The organism is Roseovarius indicus, assembly GCF_008728195.1.
GTDB classification, from domain to species: Bacteria; Pseudomonadota; Alphaproteobacteria; order Rhodobacterales; family Rhodobacteraceae; genus Roseovarius; species Roseovarius indicus.
In genome coordinates this window covers 906,150-921,852 of the sequence record NZ_CP031598.1, presented here as the reverse complement: position 1 = coordinate 921,852, position 15,703 = coordinate 906,150, and the positions used below count along the sequence as shown (strand labels likewise).

Annotated in this window: 16 protein-coding genes; 7 read left to right on the top strand and 9 right to left on the bottom strand. The window is 67.3% G+C overall.

Annotation, left to right across the window (positions count from 1 at the left end; translation table 11 throughout):
- Position 1: 1 nt before the first annotated feature.
- Genes RIdsm_RS04380 through RIdsm_RS04365 form a run of 4 tightly spaced genes read left to right on the top strand, consistent with a single transcriptional unit; the run spans position 2 to position 3,247 of the window.
- The gene (locus RIdsm_RS04380; protein WP_143100503.1) at positions 2–856 is read left to right on the top strand and encodes an ABC transporter substrate-binding protein; all 855 of its coding nucleotides are present in this window, start codon (positions 2–4) and stop codon (positions 854–856) included.
- An 8-nt stretch (positions 857–864) separates the two neighbouring features.
- Entirely contained in the window at positions 865–1,836 is a 972-nt protein-coding gene (locus tag RIdsm_RS04375; protein ID WP_057821815.1) for a FecCD family ABC transporter permease, read from the top strand.
- Positions 1,833–2,588 carry an ABC transporter ATP-binding protein gene (locus RIdsm_RS04370; RefSeq protein ID WP_057821813.1) on the top strand — a complete coding sequence of 252 codons (756 nt, stop codon included), beginning with the start codon at positions 1,833–1,835 and terminating at the stop codon, positions 2,586–2,588. Before RIdsm_RS04375 ends, RIdsm_RS04370 begins: the two co-directional genes overlap by 4 nt.
- On the top strand, positions 2,585–3,247 hold the full coding sequence (locus RIdsm_RS04365; protein ID WP_143100504.1) for an adenosylcobinamide amidohydrolase: 663 nt from the start codon (positions 2,585–2,587) through the stop codon (positions 3,245–3,247). Before RIdsm_RS04370 ends, RIdsm_RS04365 begins: the two co-directional genes overlap by 4 nt.
- 3 nt (positions 3,248–3,250) lie before the next feature.
- Here RIdsm_RS04365 and RIdsm_RS04360 read toward each other — a convergent pair whose 3' ends face one another.
- Complete coding sequence (locus RIdsm_RS04360) at positions 3,251–4,474, bottom strand: MFS transporter (RefSeq protein WP_057821811.1); 1,224 nt, start codon at positions 4,472–4,474, stop codon at positions 3,251–3,253.
- A 354-nt stretch (positions 4,475–4,828) separates the two neighbouring features.
- Between RIdsm_RS04360 and RIdsm_RS04355 the strand changes: the two genes are divergently transcribed.
- Positions 4,829–6,013, top strand: a complete 1,185-nt coding sequence (locus RIdsm_RS04355; RefSeq protein ID WP_074940458.1) for an acetyl-CoA C-acyltransferase — start codon at positions 4,829–4,831, stop codon at positions 6,011–6,013.
- A gap of 55 nt (positions 6,014–6,068) precedes the next feature.
- Here the strand turns inward: RIdsm_RS04355 and RIdsm_RS04350 are convergent, their stop codons facing one another.
- From RIdsm_RS04350 to RIdsm_RS04315, 8 genes are all read right to left on the bottom strand, one after another.
- Positions 6,069–6,782, bottom strand: coding sequence for an ABC transporter ATP-binding protein (locus RIdsm_RS04350; protein ID WP_057820527.1), 714 nt, complete (start codon positions 6,780–6,782; stop codon positions 6,069–6,071).
- Positions 6,779–7,525, bottom strand: a complete 747-nt coding sequence (locus RIdsm_RS04345; RefSeq protein ID WP_235607832.1) for an ABC transporter ATP-binding protein — start codon at positions 7,523–7,525, stop codon at positions 6,779–6,781. Before RIdsm_RS04345 ends, RIdsm_RS04350 begins: the two co-directional genes overlap by 4 nt.
- Positions 7,518–8,537, bottom strand: a complete 1,020-nt coding sequence (locus RIdsm_RS04340; RefSeq protein WP_057820529.1) for an ABC transporter permease subunit — start codon at positions 8,535–8,537, stop codon at positions 7,518–7,520. Before RIdsm_RS04340 ends, RIdsm_RS04345 begins: the two co-directional genes overlap by 8 nt.
- Positions 8,538–8,539: 2 nt before the next feature.
- Complete coding sequence (locus tag RIdsm_RS04335) at positions 8,540–9,397, bottom strand: branched-chain amino acid ABC transporter permease (RefSeq protein ID WP_057820530.1); 858 nt, start codon at positions 9,395–9,397, stop codon at positions 8,540–8,542.
- A gap of 77 nt (positions 9,398–9,474) precedes the next feature.
- The gene (locus tag RIdsm_RS04330) at positions 9,475–10,674 is read right to left on the bottom strand and encodes an urea ABC transporter substrate-binding protein (RefSeq protein WP_057820531.1); all 1,200 of its coding nucleotides are present in this window, start codon (positions 10,672–10,674) and stop codon (positions 9,475–9,477) included.
- 307 nt (positions 10,675–10,981) lie between these two features.
- Complete coding sequence (locus RIdsm_RS04325) at positions 10,982–11,650, bottom strand: GntR family transcriptional regulator (RefSeq protein ID WP_057820532.1); 669 nt, start codon at positions 11,648–11,650, stop codon at positions 10,982–10,984.
- A gap of 127 nt (positions 11,651–11,777) precedes the next feature.
- Complete coding sequence (locus tag RIdsm_RS04320) at positions 11,778–12,917, bottom strand: PrpF domain-containing protein (protein WP_057820534.1); 1,140 nt, start codon at positions 12,915–12,917, stop codon at positions 11,778–11,780.
- 7 nt (positions 12,918–12,924) lie between these two features.
- A complete protein-coding gene (locus RIdsm_RS04315; RefSeq protein WP_057820536.1) occupies positions 12,925–13,824 on the bottom strand; it encodes an isocitrate lyase/PEP mutase family protein in 900 nt (299 codons plus the stop codon).
- A gap of 113 nt (positions 13,825–13,937) precedes the next feature.
- On the opposite strand from RIdsm_RS04315, the gene RIdsm_RS04310 reads away from it, so the two are divergent.
- A complete protein-coding gene (locus RIdsm_RS04310) occupies positions 13,938–14,240 on the top strand; it encodes a DUF4387 domain-containing protein (RefSeq protein WP_057820538.1) in 303 nt (100 codons plus the stop codon).
- Positions 14,237–15,631: an acyclic terpene utilization AtuA family protein gene (locus tag RIdsm_RS04305; protein WP_057820541.1), complete on the top strand. Its 1,395-nt coding sequence runs from the start codon at positions 14,237–14,239 to the stop codon at positions 15,629–15,631. Before RIdsm_RS04310 ends, RIdsm_RS04305 begins: the two co-directional genes overlap by 4 nt.
- The last annotated feature ends 72 nt before the right edge of the window (positions 15,632–15,703 follow it).

The following is a 15,703-nucleotide window of genomic DNA, read 5'->3' as shown; positions in this document are numbered from 1 at the left end:
GGTGAAGGGCGCGGGCTGGATATGTCGGCTTGCGCCTGTTGCCCTGGCGGCCGTGGTCGCCGGGGCGGGCCTGGCACGGGCGGAGGCGCCGGCGCGGGTGGTGTCGATCAACCTTTGCACCGATCAGCTGGCGATGATGCTGGCGGGTGACGGCCAGCTTCATTCGGTCAGCCATATCGCGACCGACCGGCGGGTGTCGGCCATGGCCGATAAAGCGGCGGGGTATGTCGCCAATCACGGGCTGGCGGAGGAAATCTACCTGATGCGGCCCGACCTTGTGGTGGCGGGGCCCTATGCCGCGCAGGCGACGACGGCGATGCTGAAACGGCTGGGCATTCCGGTGGCGGTGATCCCGGCGGCGACGTCGCTGGACGACATTCCCGACCGGATCAGGCGGATGGGCGAGGTGCTGCATCGGGAGGCGGCGGCCAAGGACATGGCGGCCGCGTTCGAGACGCGGCTGGCGGCGGTGCGGGCCGAGGTGGCGGCGCGGCCGTCGGCGGTGCTTTACTATGCCAATGGCTATACGTCGGGGGCGACGGCGCTGGCGGGGCAGATCCTGCTGGCGGCCGGGTTCGAGAATGCGGCGGAGCAGGCCGGGTATGGCGCGGGGGCGAAGCTGCCGCTGGAAATGCTGGCGATGATCGACCCGGACGTGGTGATCACCTCGCAGGCCTATCCCGGTGCGTCGCGCTCGGAGGAGATCATGGATCACCCTGCCGTGCGGGCTTTTCGCGAGAGCGGCGCGGCGGCGGCGATGACCGGCCCCGACTGGGTGTGCGGCACGCCGCATGTGCTGGACGCGATAGACCGGCTGGCCGGGGCGCGGCGCGAGATCACCGGGGCGGCGGAGTGAGCCGCGTGATGATCCCCCTCGGGCTGCTGGTGGCGGCGCTGGCGCTGGCCTCGCTGCTGATCGGGCCGGCGGGGCTGGGCGTGGGCGAAAGCCTGTCGGCGCTGGTTGCGGGCGATGGCGGGCCGCTGACGCTGGTGATGCGCGAGATCCGGCTGCCACGGATGATTTTGGCGGTGATGATCGGCGGATCGCTGGGGCTGGCAGGGGCCGCGATGCAGGGCTACCTGCGCAACCCGCTGGCCGAGCCAGGGCTGATCGGGGTGTCGGGGTCGGCTGCGCTGGGGGCGGTGCTGGCGCTTCAGACGGGGCTGTCGGCGGTCGTTGCGCTGGCCCTGCCGCTGATGGCGCTCGGCGGAGCGCTGGGGGGTGTCACGCTGGTGATGCTTCTGGCGGGGCCGCGGGGCGGATCGCTGACGCTGATCCTTGCGGGGATCGCGGTGTCGGCGCTGGCCGGCGCGCTGACCTCGCTGGTGCTGAACCTGTCGCCCAACCCGTTTGCCGCCAGCGAGATTGTCTTCTGGATGATGGGCTCGCTGGCCGACCGGTCGATGACGCACGTGTGGCTGACGCTGCCCTTCATGGTGGTAGGGCTGGCGCTTCTGGCCGGGCTGGGCCGGGGGCTGGATGCGCTGACGCTGGGCGAGGATGCGGCGGAGGCGATGGGCGTGAGCCTGACCCGCCTGCGGCTGCAACTGGTGCTGGGCACGGCCTGCGTGGTGGGCGCCGGCACGGCGGTGGCGGGCGCGATCGGGTTCGTCGGACTGGTGGTGCCGCATATCCTGCGGCCGTTGGTGGGGGCGCGGCCCTCGCGGCTTTTGTGGGCCTCGGCGCTGGGTGGCGCGGCGATGGTTCTGGCGGCGGATATCGCCGTGCGGCTGATCCTGCCGACGCAGGACCTGAAGCTTGGCGTGCTGACCGCGCTGGTGGGGGCGCCGCTGTTCCTGCACCTGATCCTCAAGCTGCGGCGGGAACGGATATGAGCGTGCTGAGCCTGTCGAACCTGTCGGTTTCGTTGCGCGGGCGCGACGTGATCCGCGATGTTTCGCTGTCGATCGGCGAGGGGGAGCTTGTCGGGCTGATCGGGCCCAACGGCGCGGGCAAGACCACGCTGATGCGGGCGGCGCTGGGGTTGCTGCCGTTTGCCGGGGAAAGCTCGCTGGCGGCCCTGTCGCAGGCCGAACGGGCGCGACAGGTGGCGTGGATGCCGCAGGCGCGCGAGATTGCCTGGCCTGTCAGCGTGGAAGACGTGGTGATGCTGGGGCGGATGCCGCACATGACCGGGCGCCGGCCCTCGGCGGTGGACCGCGAGCGCACGGAAGAGGCGCTGGCGTGGATGGAGTTGACCGGGATGCGCCACCGGGCCGCGACGCGGCTGTCGGGGGGCGAGCAGGCGCGCGTGCTGATTGCCCGGGCGCTGGCGCAGGATACGCCGCTTCTGATGGCCGACGAGCCGGTGGCCGGGCTGGACCCGGCGCACCAGATCGCGACCATGCAGACGTTTGCGACGCTGGCCCGGTCTGGCAAGTCGACGCTGGTCTCGCTGCATGACCTGAGCCTTGCGGCGCGGCATTGCACCCGGATCGTGATGCTGGGGGATGGCGGGCTGGTGGCCGATGGCACCCCGGCCGAGGTGCTGACGCCCGAGCGGCTGGCGCATGTGTTTCACATCACGGCCTGGTACCGCGACACCGAGGACGGGCCGATCTACCAGCCGCTGGAGGTGATCCGGTGAGCACGGTCACGCTTGACCGGCCGTGGCTGGAGTTCGACCTCGGGCGGGAGATGCAGGTGCTGAGCTGGGCGGTGCATCGGCCGGGGCTGGTCAGGGCGCGGCGGATCCTGTGGCGGGAGGTGCGCAATGCGGACCTGTCGGAAGAGCTGGACGTGGAGGCGTGGCTTGCGGGGGAGCTTGCGGCGCGCGGGGCGGGCGATGCGGTGACCTTTCTGACGTCGCGGGATATCCGGGCGTTTACCCGCGCCACCGCCACGGCCGGCGCGACCGAGGCGCAGGCGGTGGCGACGGTGGGTCTTTCCAATGCCGAGCGGGTCGGGCGCCGGGTCGACCGTACCGGTCATGACTGGGGCACGATCAACGTGGCGCTGCGGCTGAACCGGAGCCTGACCGAGGCGGCCTTGCTGGAGGTCATGAGTATCGCCGTGGAGGCGCGGACGGCGGCGGTGATGGACGTGGACATGCCGCTTGGCCCCGGGCGGGCGACGGGCACCGGCACGGATTGCGTGGCCGTGGCCGCGTTCGAGGGGCGGGAGCGCTATGCCGGGCTGCACACGGATATCGGTGAGGCGGCCGGGCGGGCGGTTTACACGGCCGTGCTCGATGGGGCCCGCCACTGGATGGCGACGCAGTGGCGGGGGCTGGACGCCGGCGCCTGACGCCTAGGCCGTCTGTTCCAGCAACGGGCGGGCGCGGGCGACGCCGATCATCATCATGACCGTGGCGAAGACGAAGTAGCCGGCTATGATGACATATTGCGCCTCGATCCCCAGGCCGAGGTCGATGCCGAGACCTGTAAGCCCCGGGCCGATGGCCGAGCCGAAGACCATGACCGCCGCCGCCATCGCCTTGATCGAGCCGATGCGGGCGGTGCCGTAGAATTCCGCCCAGAAGGCGTTGGGCAGGGTGGAGTTGGCGCCGGTGGTCAGGGCGAGGAAGAAGAAGCCCGCGAGCAGGCCCATCGGCGTTTCGGCGGCGGCGAAGATCAGGAAGGCCGCGACCATCGGCACCTGCATGAAGGGGATCAGCCGGGGCGTGCCGAACCGGTCGAGCGCCCAGCCCGACAGCACCATCGAGCCGATGCCGACCGCCGTGTAGAAGGGGAACATGGCGACGAGCTCGACATGGGGGATGGCCTTCACCTCGGCGAAGTGGACCTGGTGGAAGAAGAAGGCGGTGTTGAAGGCGGCGGGGCCGAGAAGTGCCGGGATCATGAACCAGAAGAGGAAATGCCGGAGGGTCTGGTTGCGGGTCCAGTGGCGGCCGAGCATGCCGAGCGACTGGTCGGAGGCGGCCCAGGATTGGGGCGTGCGCTCGGTGCGCAGGAGGAGCATGAGAGCCGGGATGCCGAGGAAGGCGAGGAAGGCCGCGACGCCCCAGAGGAAGCGCCAGTCGATCACCGTCATCAGCGAGACGAAGAGCAGCGGCAGGATGGATTCGCCGATGGCGAAACCCAGCGTGGCGATGGAGAGCGCCCTGCCCCGCATGGCGACGAACCAGCGGGACATGGCGACGACGGCGATGTGGCCGAGCATCCCCTGCCCCGCGAAACGCAGGGCGAAGATGACGAAGAACAGTCCCCACCAGACCGGGTTGAGCGCCATGGCGAGGCAGGCGCCGACGGACATCAGCAGGATGATCGGGGCGAGCGCGCGGACGCGGAAATGGTCGGTCAGGCCGCCGGCCCAGACCATCACCAGGGCCGAGGTGGTGGTGCCGAGGGTGTAGATGCCGCCCCATTGGCCATGGGTGAGGTCGAACGCCTCGCGGATGTGACCGGCGAAGATGGAAATGAAGAAGGTCTGGCCGAAGCTGGAAAGAAAGGTGAGCAGCACCCCGGCCGTCAGCCAGGGGGCGTTTTCACGGAGAAAATGGAATAAGGACATGGCCTTTGGTCGCCTGAAAACGGGGGGAAGGAAAGCGAAATCGTCCGCCGGGGCGAATCGGGGGGCAAAGGGCTGGTTAACAAGGGAAAAGTTCCGTTTGGGCGACGTCGGTATCACGTCGGTATAACGTCGGTATTTTGTCGGTGCGGTTTTCCGACATGGCCCGGGTTAACGCAGCGCGCGGTGGCGCCGGCCAGGCAACAGGCGTGGCGGGACTCGACATCCCCCGACCGATGGGGAAGTCTGCCGCGCAGATGCAGCCCGGTGGGAGAAGAGCCGCATGTCCGGCCCCTTCGCACGCGGTGCCGGCCGGTTCGGGCAGGCGCAGGGCCGGATGGGAGAGGAGACCTCAGAATGAGTAGAGATGCCGTGATCGTATCGACCGCACGCACGCCGATCGGCAAGGCGTTCCGGGGGGCGTTCAACGCGACGCATCCGCAGGTGATGGGCAGCCACGTGGTGAAGCATGCCGTGGAGCGGGCGGGGATCGAGCCGGGGGAGATCGAGGACGTGGTCTTTGGCTGTGGCGTGGCCGAGGGGCCGGCGGGGTTCAACATCGCGCGGGCCTCGGCCATTCGGGCCGGGGTTCCGGTGACGGCGGGCGGCATGGTGGTGTCGCGGCATTGCGCCTCCGGCCTGCAGGCGATTGCCGTGGCCGCAAGGATGGTGGCGATGGAGGGCACGGGGCCGATCGTGGCGGGCGGGATCGAGCATGTCTCGCTGGTGACGCATAACCGCCGGCAGGGCTTCAAGGACGAGCCCTGGATGATGGCCAACAAGCCCGACCTGTTCATGCCGATGATCGACACCGCCGACGTGGTGGCCGCGCGATATGGCGTGAGCCGCGAGGCGCAGGATGAGTACTCGCTTCAGAGCCAGCAGCGCACCGCGGCGGCGCAGGAGGCGGGCCGGTTCGATGACGAGATCGTGCCGCTGCCGACGGTGAAGGACGTCAAGAACAAGGAGACCGGCGAGGTCACGCAGGAGGAGGTGACGCTGGCGCAGGACGAGGGCAACAGGCCGTCGACCACGCTGGAGGGTCTGGCGAAGCTGGCGCCTGTGATGGGGCCGGAGAAGTTCATCACGGCGGGCAATGCGAGCCAGTTGTCGGACGGGGCGTCGGCCTGTGTGGTGATGGATCGGGCCGATGCGGAAAGGCGCGGGCTGGAGCCGCTGGGGGTCTATCGCGGGATGGCCGTGGCGGGGCTGGAGCCTGACGAGATGGGGATCGGGCCGGTCTACGCCATTCCGCGGCTGTTGGAGCGGCACGGGCTGTCGGTCGACGATATCGGGCTTTGGGAACTGAACGAAGCGTTTGCCGTGCAGGTGATCTATTGCCGCGACAAGCTGGGGATTCCGGGCGAGCGGCTGAACGTCAATGGCGGGGCGATTGCCATCGGGCACCCGTTCGGGATGACGGGCGCACGGCTGACCGGGCACGCGCTGATCGAGGGGCGGCGCCGCGGGGTGAAATACGCGGTCGTGACGATGTGCGTGGGCGGCGGCCAAGGCGCCGCGGCGTTGTTCGAGATCTGCTGAGAAGTTTTGGCGGGGCGCGCGGAGCGGGAGAAGACCCGAGCGCCCCGTTTCTTCGTCAGCTGAGGCCGACGAATTCGCGCACGGTGTCGGGGTCGCTCATTTCCTTGGGGGAGAGCGTGCCGGTGATCGTGCCACGCTGGATGACGAAGGTGGTGTCGGCCAGCGCCTCGATGAAATCCAGCTTCTGTTCGACGAGCAGCACCGTCAGGTCGCGCGATTTGCGCAGCGCGTGCAGGATGTCGATGATTTCTTCGACGATGGAGGGCTGAATGCCCTCGGTGGGTTCATCGAGGATCAGGAGCGTCGGGTTGGTGCAGAGGCTGCGGGCGATGGCGAGGATCTGCTGTTCGCCGCCCGAGAGCACGCCGCCGCTGCGGGTGAGGATGGGCTTGAGGCGCGGCAGGTCTTCGAGGATGCGCGCCATCTCGGTTTTCTGTTCGGCGCGGGAGGGCAGGCCCAGGAGGCCCATCTGCAGGTTCTCCTCGACCGTGAGGTTCGAGAAGATCTCGCGCCCCTGCGGGACATAGGCCAGCCCCTTGGCGGCGCGGCCATGGGTCGAGAGGCGGGTGATGTCCTGCCCGTCGAGGGTGATGCGGCCGGCGGTGGGGGTGATTTGGCCCATGATGGTGCGCATCAGGGTGGTCTTGCCCATGCCGTTATGGCCCAGCACGCCGGTGAAGCTGCCCCGTGCGACGGCCATGTCGATGCCTTGCAGGATCGGGATGCGGCCATAGCCGGCGTGAAGGCCTTCGATCGCCAACAGGGTCATTGCACCGTGTTCCTTTTGCCGAGGTAGATTTCGCCGACTTTCGGGTCGCGCATGATTTCGTCGGCGGATTCCTCGGCGAAGATCTTGCCTTGGTGGAAGACGGTGACCTTGCGGGCGATGGCGCGGACGAAATTCATGTCGTGTTCGACGATGACGAGGGCGGTGTCGCGGTTGATCTCGTGGATCAACTCGACGGTCTTGCCGACCTCCTCGCTGGTCATGCCTGCGGTGGGTTCGTCGAGCAGGATGAGGAAGGGGCGGCTGGTGATGATCATCGCCAGTTCGACCCATTGGCGTTGCCCGTGGGAGAGACGGTCGAGCCGTTCGTGGACGATGCGTTGCAGCGCCATGCGCTCGATCGCCTCGTCGCAGGCGGTGCTGGCCTCGTGGCCGCTCATCCGGGCGGAGGCGGCGAGGTGGAGGTTTTCGCGGACGGTGAGCCCGTCGAAGACGTTGGGCACCTGGGTCTTGATGCCGATGCCGAGGCGGGCGATCTCGTGGGTCTTGAGGCGGCTGACATTGCGGCCGCGGAAGAAGACCTTGCCGGTGGTGGGCTGGTATTGCTTGGTGAGGCAGCGGAAGAAGGTGCTCTTGCCTGCGCCGTTGGGCCCGATGAGGCAGCGCAGCTCGCCCTCGGCCAGCGCGAAGTCGATGCCTTCGAGGGCTTTCACGCCACCGAACTGCTTGCCGATATTGGTGGTCGAGAGGATCGGGGTGGCGGTGTCGGTCATGGTGTCAGTCATGGGCTGGCACCTCTTTCCTGGCGCCCGTGCCGATGCCGCGGTTTTCGAGGAAGGTGCGGATGCTGGGGATGATGCCCTGGGGCACGAGCAGCACGAAGATGGTGAAGATCGCGCCGAGGACGAGGTTCACGTCGAGGGCTTTCTGGGTGCCGAGTTCCAGCGAGAGCGTGGAGAGGATGAAGGTGCCCAGGATCGGCCCGGATAGCGTGCCGACGCCGCCGATGATGACCCAGATGATCGGCTGGGCCGCGAAGGCGAGGTTGAAGACATGCGGATCGATGAAGGCGTTCCAGTTGGCGAAGAGGATGCCGCCGAGCCCGGCGATGCCGGCGCTGATGGCGAAGGCGATGACCTTGAGGAGGCGGGGATCGAAGCCGAGGAGTTCCATCCGGAGCTCGTTTTCGCGCATGCCGACGAGGACGCGGCCGAGGCGCGAGACCAGGAGGAGGCGCAGGCCGATATAGACCGCGATGAGGGCGAAGCCCGCGATGCGGAACATTTCGGTCGGGCCGGCCCAGAGATCGGGGCGGCCGGGGACGTTGAGCGGCGGGATGGCCGGGATGCCGTTGTAGCCGCCGAGGGAGGCGTTGCCGATCATGTAGCTGGGCTTCGCCGTCTGGCCCATAAACTTGTAGATGATGAGGGTGACGACGAGGGTGATGACCGCCACGTAGATGGCCGTGAGGCGGGCATAGAACATGAAGTAGCCAAGCAGCACCGCGAGGATGACCGGCACGATGATGGCCATCGGGATGGCCCAGGTGCTTTCGCCGAAATTGATGGCGGCCGCCGCGTAGGCATAGGCGCCGACGCCGAAGAAGGCCGCCTGCCCGAAGCTGAAGATGCCGGCGTAGCCCCAGATGAAGGCGAGGCTGAGGGCGAGGATCGAGAAGGCGAAGTTGAGGGTGAGCTGCAGCACGCGGTCGATGCCGATGAGCTGGGGCAGCACCATCACGAGGACCGCGCCGATGACCGCCACGAGGCCGAGTTGTATCGTCAGGGATCTGGTCATGGTCACACCGCCCGGTTGGAGACGAGGCTGGAGATGCCCTTGGGCAGGAGCCGGAGCATCAGGAGCGCGCCGATCAGGAGGGCGACCTCGCCGAACTCGGCGGTGGAGACGATGGTGGTCACCTGGTTGATCGAGCCGAAGAGGATGGAGGCGATGGCCGTGCCGGCGAAGATCGCGTCGCCGCCGCAGATCACGGTGATGAAGGCCTTGCCGATATAGGCCGCGCCCATGGTGGGGACGACGCCGGTGACCGGGGCGAGCACCGCACCGGCGAGCCCGCTGATGGCGGCGCCGGCGGCGAAGGTGACGGTGTAGACGATGCGGGGGTTCACGCCCAGCACGGCGACCTGGCCCGGGTTGTTCATGGTGGCGCGGGCGATGAGGCCGAGGCGGGTTTTCTTGAGCACGAGGTAGATGCCGCCGAAGACCACGATTGTGACGCCGATGATGAGGAACTTGTAGGCACTGTCGCGGATGCCGCCGATCTCGTAGAAGCCGAGGGGGGTGGAGATGCCCTGCGTCACGTTGCCGAAGATCATGGTGATCAGCCCGGTGATGAAGAGTGATATGCCCCACGTGGCGAGGAGCGTATCCATCATCCGGCCGTATAAGTGCCTTATCACCAGCAGTTCTATGAGGATGCCGACGAGCCCGACGAAGAGCGGGGCGATGACGAACATGGCGATCCAGATGTTCACGCCGTTGGAATAGGCGGTCTGGACGCTGTAGGCGCCGAGCATGAGCAGTTCGCCATGGGCGAAGTTCATCACTTTCATCATGCCGAAGATGATCGCCAGCCCGACGCTGATGAGCGCGAGACTGGCGATGGTATTGAGAATCTGGATGGTTGCGATCGCCATGATGCGCTTAACTCCCTGCCGGTCGGTATGGCCGGCCCGCGCGCCTGTGATCGCGGCGGGCCGGGGTCGTGTTGCCTTTACGGCTGGTACTGGGTGGACTGGTTCGGGTCGGCGATCAGGTCGCAGACGGCGGAGGTGTCGAGAGGTTCGACATTCTCGCTCTTGCCGATGATCTCGAACTTGCCGTTCTGCACCTCGGCCACCACGGTCGACATGATCGCGTGGTGGGTTTCGGGGTCGACCTGCATGGTGCCGCCGGGACCGTCGAAGCTGATGCCGGTTTCCATGGCCGCGACGACCGCGTCACGGTCGAGCGAGCCCGCCTGTTCGACGGCCTGTTTCCAGATGTTGACGGCGTTGTAGGTGCAGACCGCCAGCGTGCCGATCTCGGGGTAGTCGTCGCCGAAGCGGCCGTGCCACTTGTCGAGGAAGGCGGCGTTTTCCGGCGTGTCGATGGTTTCGTAGTAGTGGTAGGAGGTGGTGAGCCCCTCGATCTCTTCCGGCTGGAGGAGGTTCTTTTCCCAAGGCCCGAAGACGGTGCAGTGCAGCGGGATCTGGCCCAGCATGCCGGCCGCCGGCCATTGCCGGTAGAAGCCGATATGGTTGCCGCCGACGAGGCCCGAGACCACGAGGTCGGGGCTTTCGTTCTGGATCTTGGTGATGGTGGCCGAGAAGTCTGTCACGTCGAGCGGGAAGAATTCCTTGGCGATCACCTCGGCGCCGTATTGCTTGGCGAAGTTTTCCAGCCAGGTCGAGCAGATGTAGCCGTAATTGTAGTCGGCCCACATGGTGTAGATCGTCTTGACGCCGCCGTCTTTCACCAGCTTTTCAAGGGCCGGCCCGATCATCTGGGCGGGGGTTTCGGCCATCACGAAGGCGTTCTTGTCGCAGACGCCGCCCTCGTAGAACGTGTCGTAGAAATAGAGCGTGTTCGAGCGGTTGAAGATCGGGCGGATGATTTCGCGCGAGGCGCTGCTGACGCCGCCGAAGACCACGTCGGCCTCTTGCGAGGTGACGAGACGCTGGGCGAACTGGGCGTAGTTCTGCATGTTCGAGCCCGTGTCGAAGGCGGTGAGGTTGATCTGGCGGCCCATGACGCCGCCGGCCTCGTTGATCTCTTCGACGGCCAGTTTCATGGCGTCGTCCATTTCCTTGCCGTAGATGCTGTGGCTGCCCGAGCTGTCGTGCAGGGCGCCCACCTCGATCATGTCCGAGGCGAAGGCCCGGCGGGGCAGGATCGCCGGCGCCGCCAGCGCGGTGGCAGCGGCACCGGTCATTCTAAGCAAGCTGCGACGTGAGATCTGAGTCATTTCGTTTCCCCTGTTTCAATGCGTTTTTCTGTTGGGCCCGCATCCGCGGAGACCCGGTACTCCCCCGGGCCTGGGATAACTGTTGCCGATAAAATGTAATCTGTCAACAGATGGCAGTTTTGCATCGCCGCGACAGCCATCTTTGCTGACGTTTGCACAAGAACCAGACAGACGGCGCGTCACGCCGCCCGGTTCGCATGCGGGCGATCAATTTGCAGGCGGGCGGATGCCCTTATGTCGGGGAAAGATGCAGGGAATCGCTGCCGCGGGGCGGCTAGTCGGGGTCCTGCATGAAGTCGTGCACATTCTGGCGGCTGGCGCCGATATGGGCGCGCATGCGGCTTTCGGCGAGGTCGGCGTTTCCGGCCTCGATCGCCTCGAGGATGCCGATATGTTCCGACAGCGCCTCGCCGGCGCGGCCGGGCACCTCGCTCAACCGGCGGCGGTAGAGGCGGAGGATCGAGTAGATCGGGCCGGCGAGGTAGTCGTGCAGCCGGGAGTTGCGCGACGCCTGGGCGATCTGGAGGTGGAAGTCGGTGTTGCCGCTGCCCTGGAAGTAGCCGACGCCACGGCGCAGGTCGGGGTCTTCGCCGTGCGATTCGAGCAGTTTGCGGAGGCGCTTGAGCTCGGCCGGCTTGGCGTTCATTGCGGCGTAGCGGGCGGCCATGCCCTCGACCGCCTCGCGGAAGACGAAAAGCTCGATGAGCTGTACCTTGGAGAGCGCGGTGACGCGGGGCCGCTGGTTGGCCTTGCGGGTGACGAGGCCCAGCCCCTCGAGCCGGCCGATGGCTTCGCGCAGGGGGCCGCGGCTGATGCCGAGCTGGCGGGCGAGGTCGGCCTCGCTCAGCTTGTCGCCCGGTTCGACCTCGCCGGTCAGGATGAGATGTTCCAGCCGCTCGAAGGCCAGCTGCCCGAGATTTTCCGCCTGTACTGGTTTCAGCATTGCGCCTTGCTCTCCTCTGCAGGCTTCGTTTGGATCTGTGGGCGGTGCGACCGTCTGCTCATGTCGCCCGACGCCTCCCCGCGTATTTGCGTAATGTCAGCAGTTTACGGCCTCGTGTCTACCGTGTTCAGTAAAAAACCTCGCCGCGGAAGAGGATGCGCGACGTGCGCACCACGCTGGCGGAGGCGACATGCGGGGTGCCGTCGGGGCCGGTGGCGACCTCGGCGGCGACTTCGGTGACGCCGGACGGATGGCCGACGCGCAGCGGCGCGTCGCCCGGGCGGGCGACATCGGCCGGCACGGTGCCCTCGATGCCCACGGCGGCGGCGAGGCAGAGCGCGGCGGTGACGGGAACGGCGCGGTGCGGGTCGCCCATCGAGATCATCCGGATGGCGATGGTCATGTCGTCGGGGGTGAGGCTTTCGCCCGAGAGGGTGGTTTGCTGTGCGGGCGGGCCGACGACGCCGATGCGGGGGACGCTGCGGAGGGCGGCGGCCTCGGTTTCGGTGGCGGTGAGGCCCATGCGCTGCGAGGCCTCGCGGCGCAGGGTTTCGAGGCGGTCGAGGAGCTGCGCGTCGGCGGTGAGGGCGTCGGGGGTGGGCAGGGATTTCAACCCGAGGTCGTTCATCGACAGGAAGACGCAGGGGCTGGCCACGTCCATCAGCGAGGCGCGGACGGTGTCGGCGCCCTGCCCCAGAAGCTCGCTGCGCAACCCTGTGGGGAAAAGCGCGCCGGTGCGGGTGCCGGCGGGATCCTGGAAGTCGAGCCAGACGGGCGCGCCGGTGCCGGCGATGCCGTCGATGGCCGTGTCGCCGGTGGTGGCGGGCCAGCCGCCGGACATGGCGAAGCGGGTGCGAATCAGCTTGCCGGTGTTGGTGTCGTGCACGGTGAGGGTGACGGGGCCGTCGGCGGGGGTGTCGACGAGCCCCTGCTGGGCGGCGAAGGGGCCGACGGCGGAGGACATGTTTCCGCAGGCGCCGGCGAATTCGACCGTTGGCGAGGTGACGTCGACCTGGGCGAAGGTGTAGTCTATATCGGCCCCGGCACGGGTGGAGGGGCCGACGACGCAGATCTTGGAGAGGGAGGAGATGCCGCCCCCCATGCCGTCGAGCTGGCGGCGGTTGGGGTCGGGGGAGCCCATGATGGCGAGGAAGAGCGGCGCCCATTCGGCGCGGTCTTGCGGCAGGTCCTTGCGGTTCAGCATGATGCCGCGGGAGGTGCCGCCGCGCATGTAGACAGCCGGCAGGCGCCGGGCCCCGGATGTCATCGTGTGGTTACCCCTCGGCGTAGCGTTTTTCCATCGCGGTGAAGTCGTCCATGCCCAGAACTTTCTGTCTTTCGTCGAAAGAGGCAAGCCGGTCTTCGAAGCCGATCAGCGAGCCCTGCTGGCCCAGCACGCCGAGCAGTTCGCGGTTGGAGGCGATGGTGATCTGGAGCAGGGCATTGGCGTAGAGCACGATGGAGAAGCCCAGTTCGCCGAGTTCTTCCATCGACAGCATCGGGGTGCGGCCGCCGATGACGATGTTCATGACCGTGGGCACCGGCAGGGCGGCGATGCGCTCGATATCGGCGCGGCTGCGGGGGGCCTCGACGAAGACGATGTCGGCGCCGGTTTCGATGAAGGCGTGGGCGCGGTCGAGCGCGTCGTCCATGCTGGTGACGGCGGCGGCGTCGGTGCGGGCGACGACCAGCAGGTCGGGGTCGACACGGGCGTCGAGCGCGGCTTTGACCTTGCCCAGCATCTCGGGCAGCGGGATGACCTGCTTGCCGTCGAAATGGCCGCATTTCTTGGGAAAGACCTGATCCTCGATCTGGACGGCGGAGGCGCCGGCGCGTTCCAGCACCTTGATGGTGCGGTTGACGTTCACCGCGTTGCCGAAGCCGGTGTCGATATCGACCAGAAGCGGCAGGGTGCAGGCATCGGCGATGCGGGCGGTGGTTTCGGCCAGTTCGGTGAGGGTGAGCAGGCCGAGATCGGGCATGCCGAGATGGCTGTTGGCCACCCCTGCCCCGGTGATGTAGGTGGCGCCGAAACCCGCCTGTTCGACCAGCCGCGCGCCGAGCGCGTTGGCGACGCCGGGCACGATGAAGGCCTCGTTGCTGTCGATCAGCGCGCGCAGGCGCTGACGGCGTGTCAGCGAGGATCGGTCCGGGGGCGTGGTCTCGGTGTCCATGAGGTCTCCATCTTAGGCTCGGGTCGAGATTAGACGAAGTCGCGCCAATCAGTCAACTGTTGACAGATAGCAGTTTTCCAACTTATTTGAACCGGAGCAGAAAAGGTGGAAACATGCGACTTTCCGAGCTTGCCACGGCGGTGAGATCCAAGAATGCGGGGCCGTGCGTCCTGACGATAGACCTGCTGTTTCCGGATACGGAAAGCTATGAGCGCGTGGCCGCGCGCGAGGATGACCTGCGCGGCTATCTGCGGGAGCAGTACGGCGTGGCCGATGGCGACCTGCGGATGTTTTCCTTCGCGCCCGCGCGCGCGATAAAGCTGACCATGCCGCGCGAGACGGTGTCGGGCAGTTTCGGCGACCGGGACGTTTACGGCGCGCAGCAGCACCGCCCCCTGCTCGATTTCGAACTATGAGCCGGTTTGCCACGCTTCGGGCCGCGTTTGCCGAAGGCAGGCGGCGGCCGATCCGGATCGTGGGCGCCTCTGGCCAGCTGGGCTATGGCGTGCCGACCGCCGCGTTCGAGGCGGCGCTGGCGCGCGATCCGGACATGATCGGCTGTGACATGGGATCGCTCGATATCGGGCCCTATTACCTTGGCAGCGGGGAAATGGCGGTGTCGCGGGCCAGTGCGCGGCGCGATCTGCGCAAGGTGCTGTTGGCGGCAAGGCGGCTGGATATTCCGCTGGTCATCGGTTCGGCCGGGTCGGCCGGGGCGGCGCCGCACCTGGACGGCGTGCTGGAGCTGATCCGCGAGATCGCGGCAGAGGACGGGTTGTCGTTCCGGCTGGCGAGCATTCCGGCGGATATCGACCGGGAGGCCTGTATTGCCGCGATCGAGGCCGGTGGCGTTCGGTCGCTGGACGGAATGCCGGAACTGACGGCCGAGACGGTGCGGGGCGTCACGCATTTGGTGGCGCAGATGGGGATGGAAGCGTTCCAGCGGGCATTCGAGGCCGGGGCCGACGTGATCGTGGCGGGCCGGGCGTGCGATACGGGGATTTTCGCGGCGATGCCGATCCTGCTGGGGTTTCCGGAAGGTTTGGCGATTCACCTGGCGAAGATCGTGGAATGCGCGTCGGTCTGCTGTGTGCCGGGGGGGCGCGACCCGATCCTGGCGACGCTGGATGACGAGGGGTTCGAGCTGGAAAGCATGAACCCGGACCGGGCGGCGACGCCCTCTTCGGTGGCGGCGCACAGCTTGTACGAACAGTCCGATCCGTTTTCGATATTGGAACCCGCGGGCCGGGTGGATTTGTCGGAGGTGACCTATGCGGCGCTCGATGCGCGGCGCACGCGGGCCGAGGGCGCGCGGTTCGTGCCGACGGATCGGTATTGCATCAAGCTCGAGGGCGCCGCGGCGCTGGGGCATCGGTCGATCCTGCTGGCGGCGAGTGCGGACCCCTCCTTCATCGCCAACACGGACGAGATTGCCGAGGGCTTGGAAGCGCTGGTGGAGAGCCTTGTCTGCGAGGGGCAGGAAAAGGATTACCGGCTGATCTTTCGCTTCTACGGCAAGGACGGGGTGCGAAAGCCGGTGGTGCCGCATGTGGAGCCCGGCGAGATCGGGGTGGTGGTGGAATGCCTTGCACCCACAGAGGCGCGGGCGACGGAGGTGTTGCGGACGGCGAAGCAATACCTGCTGCATTTCGGGTTCCCGGGGCGGAAGTCGACGGCCGGGAACCTGGCATTTCCGTTCACTCCTCCGGAGATCTACGCGGGGCGTGTGTACGAACTGACGGTGTTTCACCTGATGGATATCGCGGCGCCGGAAGAGGTTTTTCCGGTGCGGGTGGAAGAGGTTTAAGCCGCAGCGGTCAGGCAGGGAGGCACTCCTGACGGTTGCAGGCCCCATGCCCGCGTTTCTTTGAACGTTCGG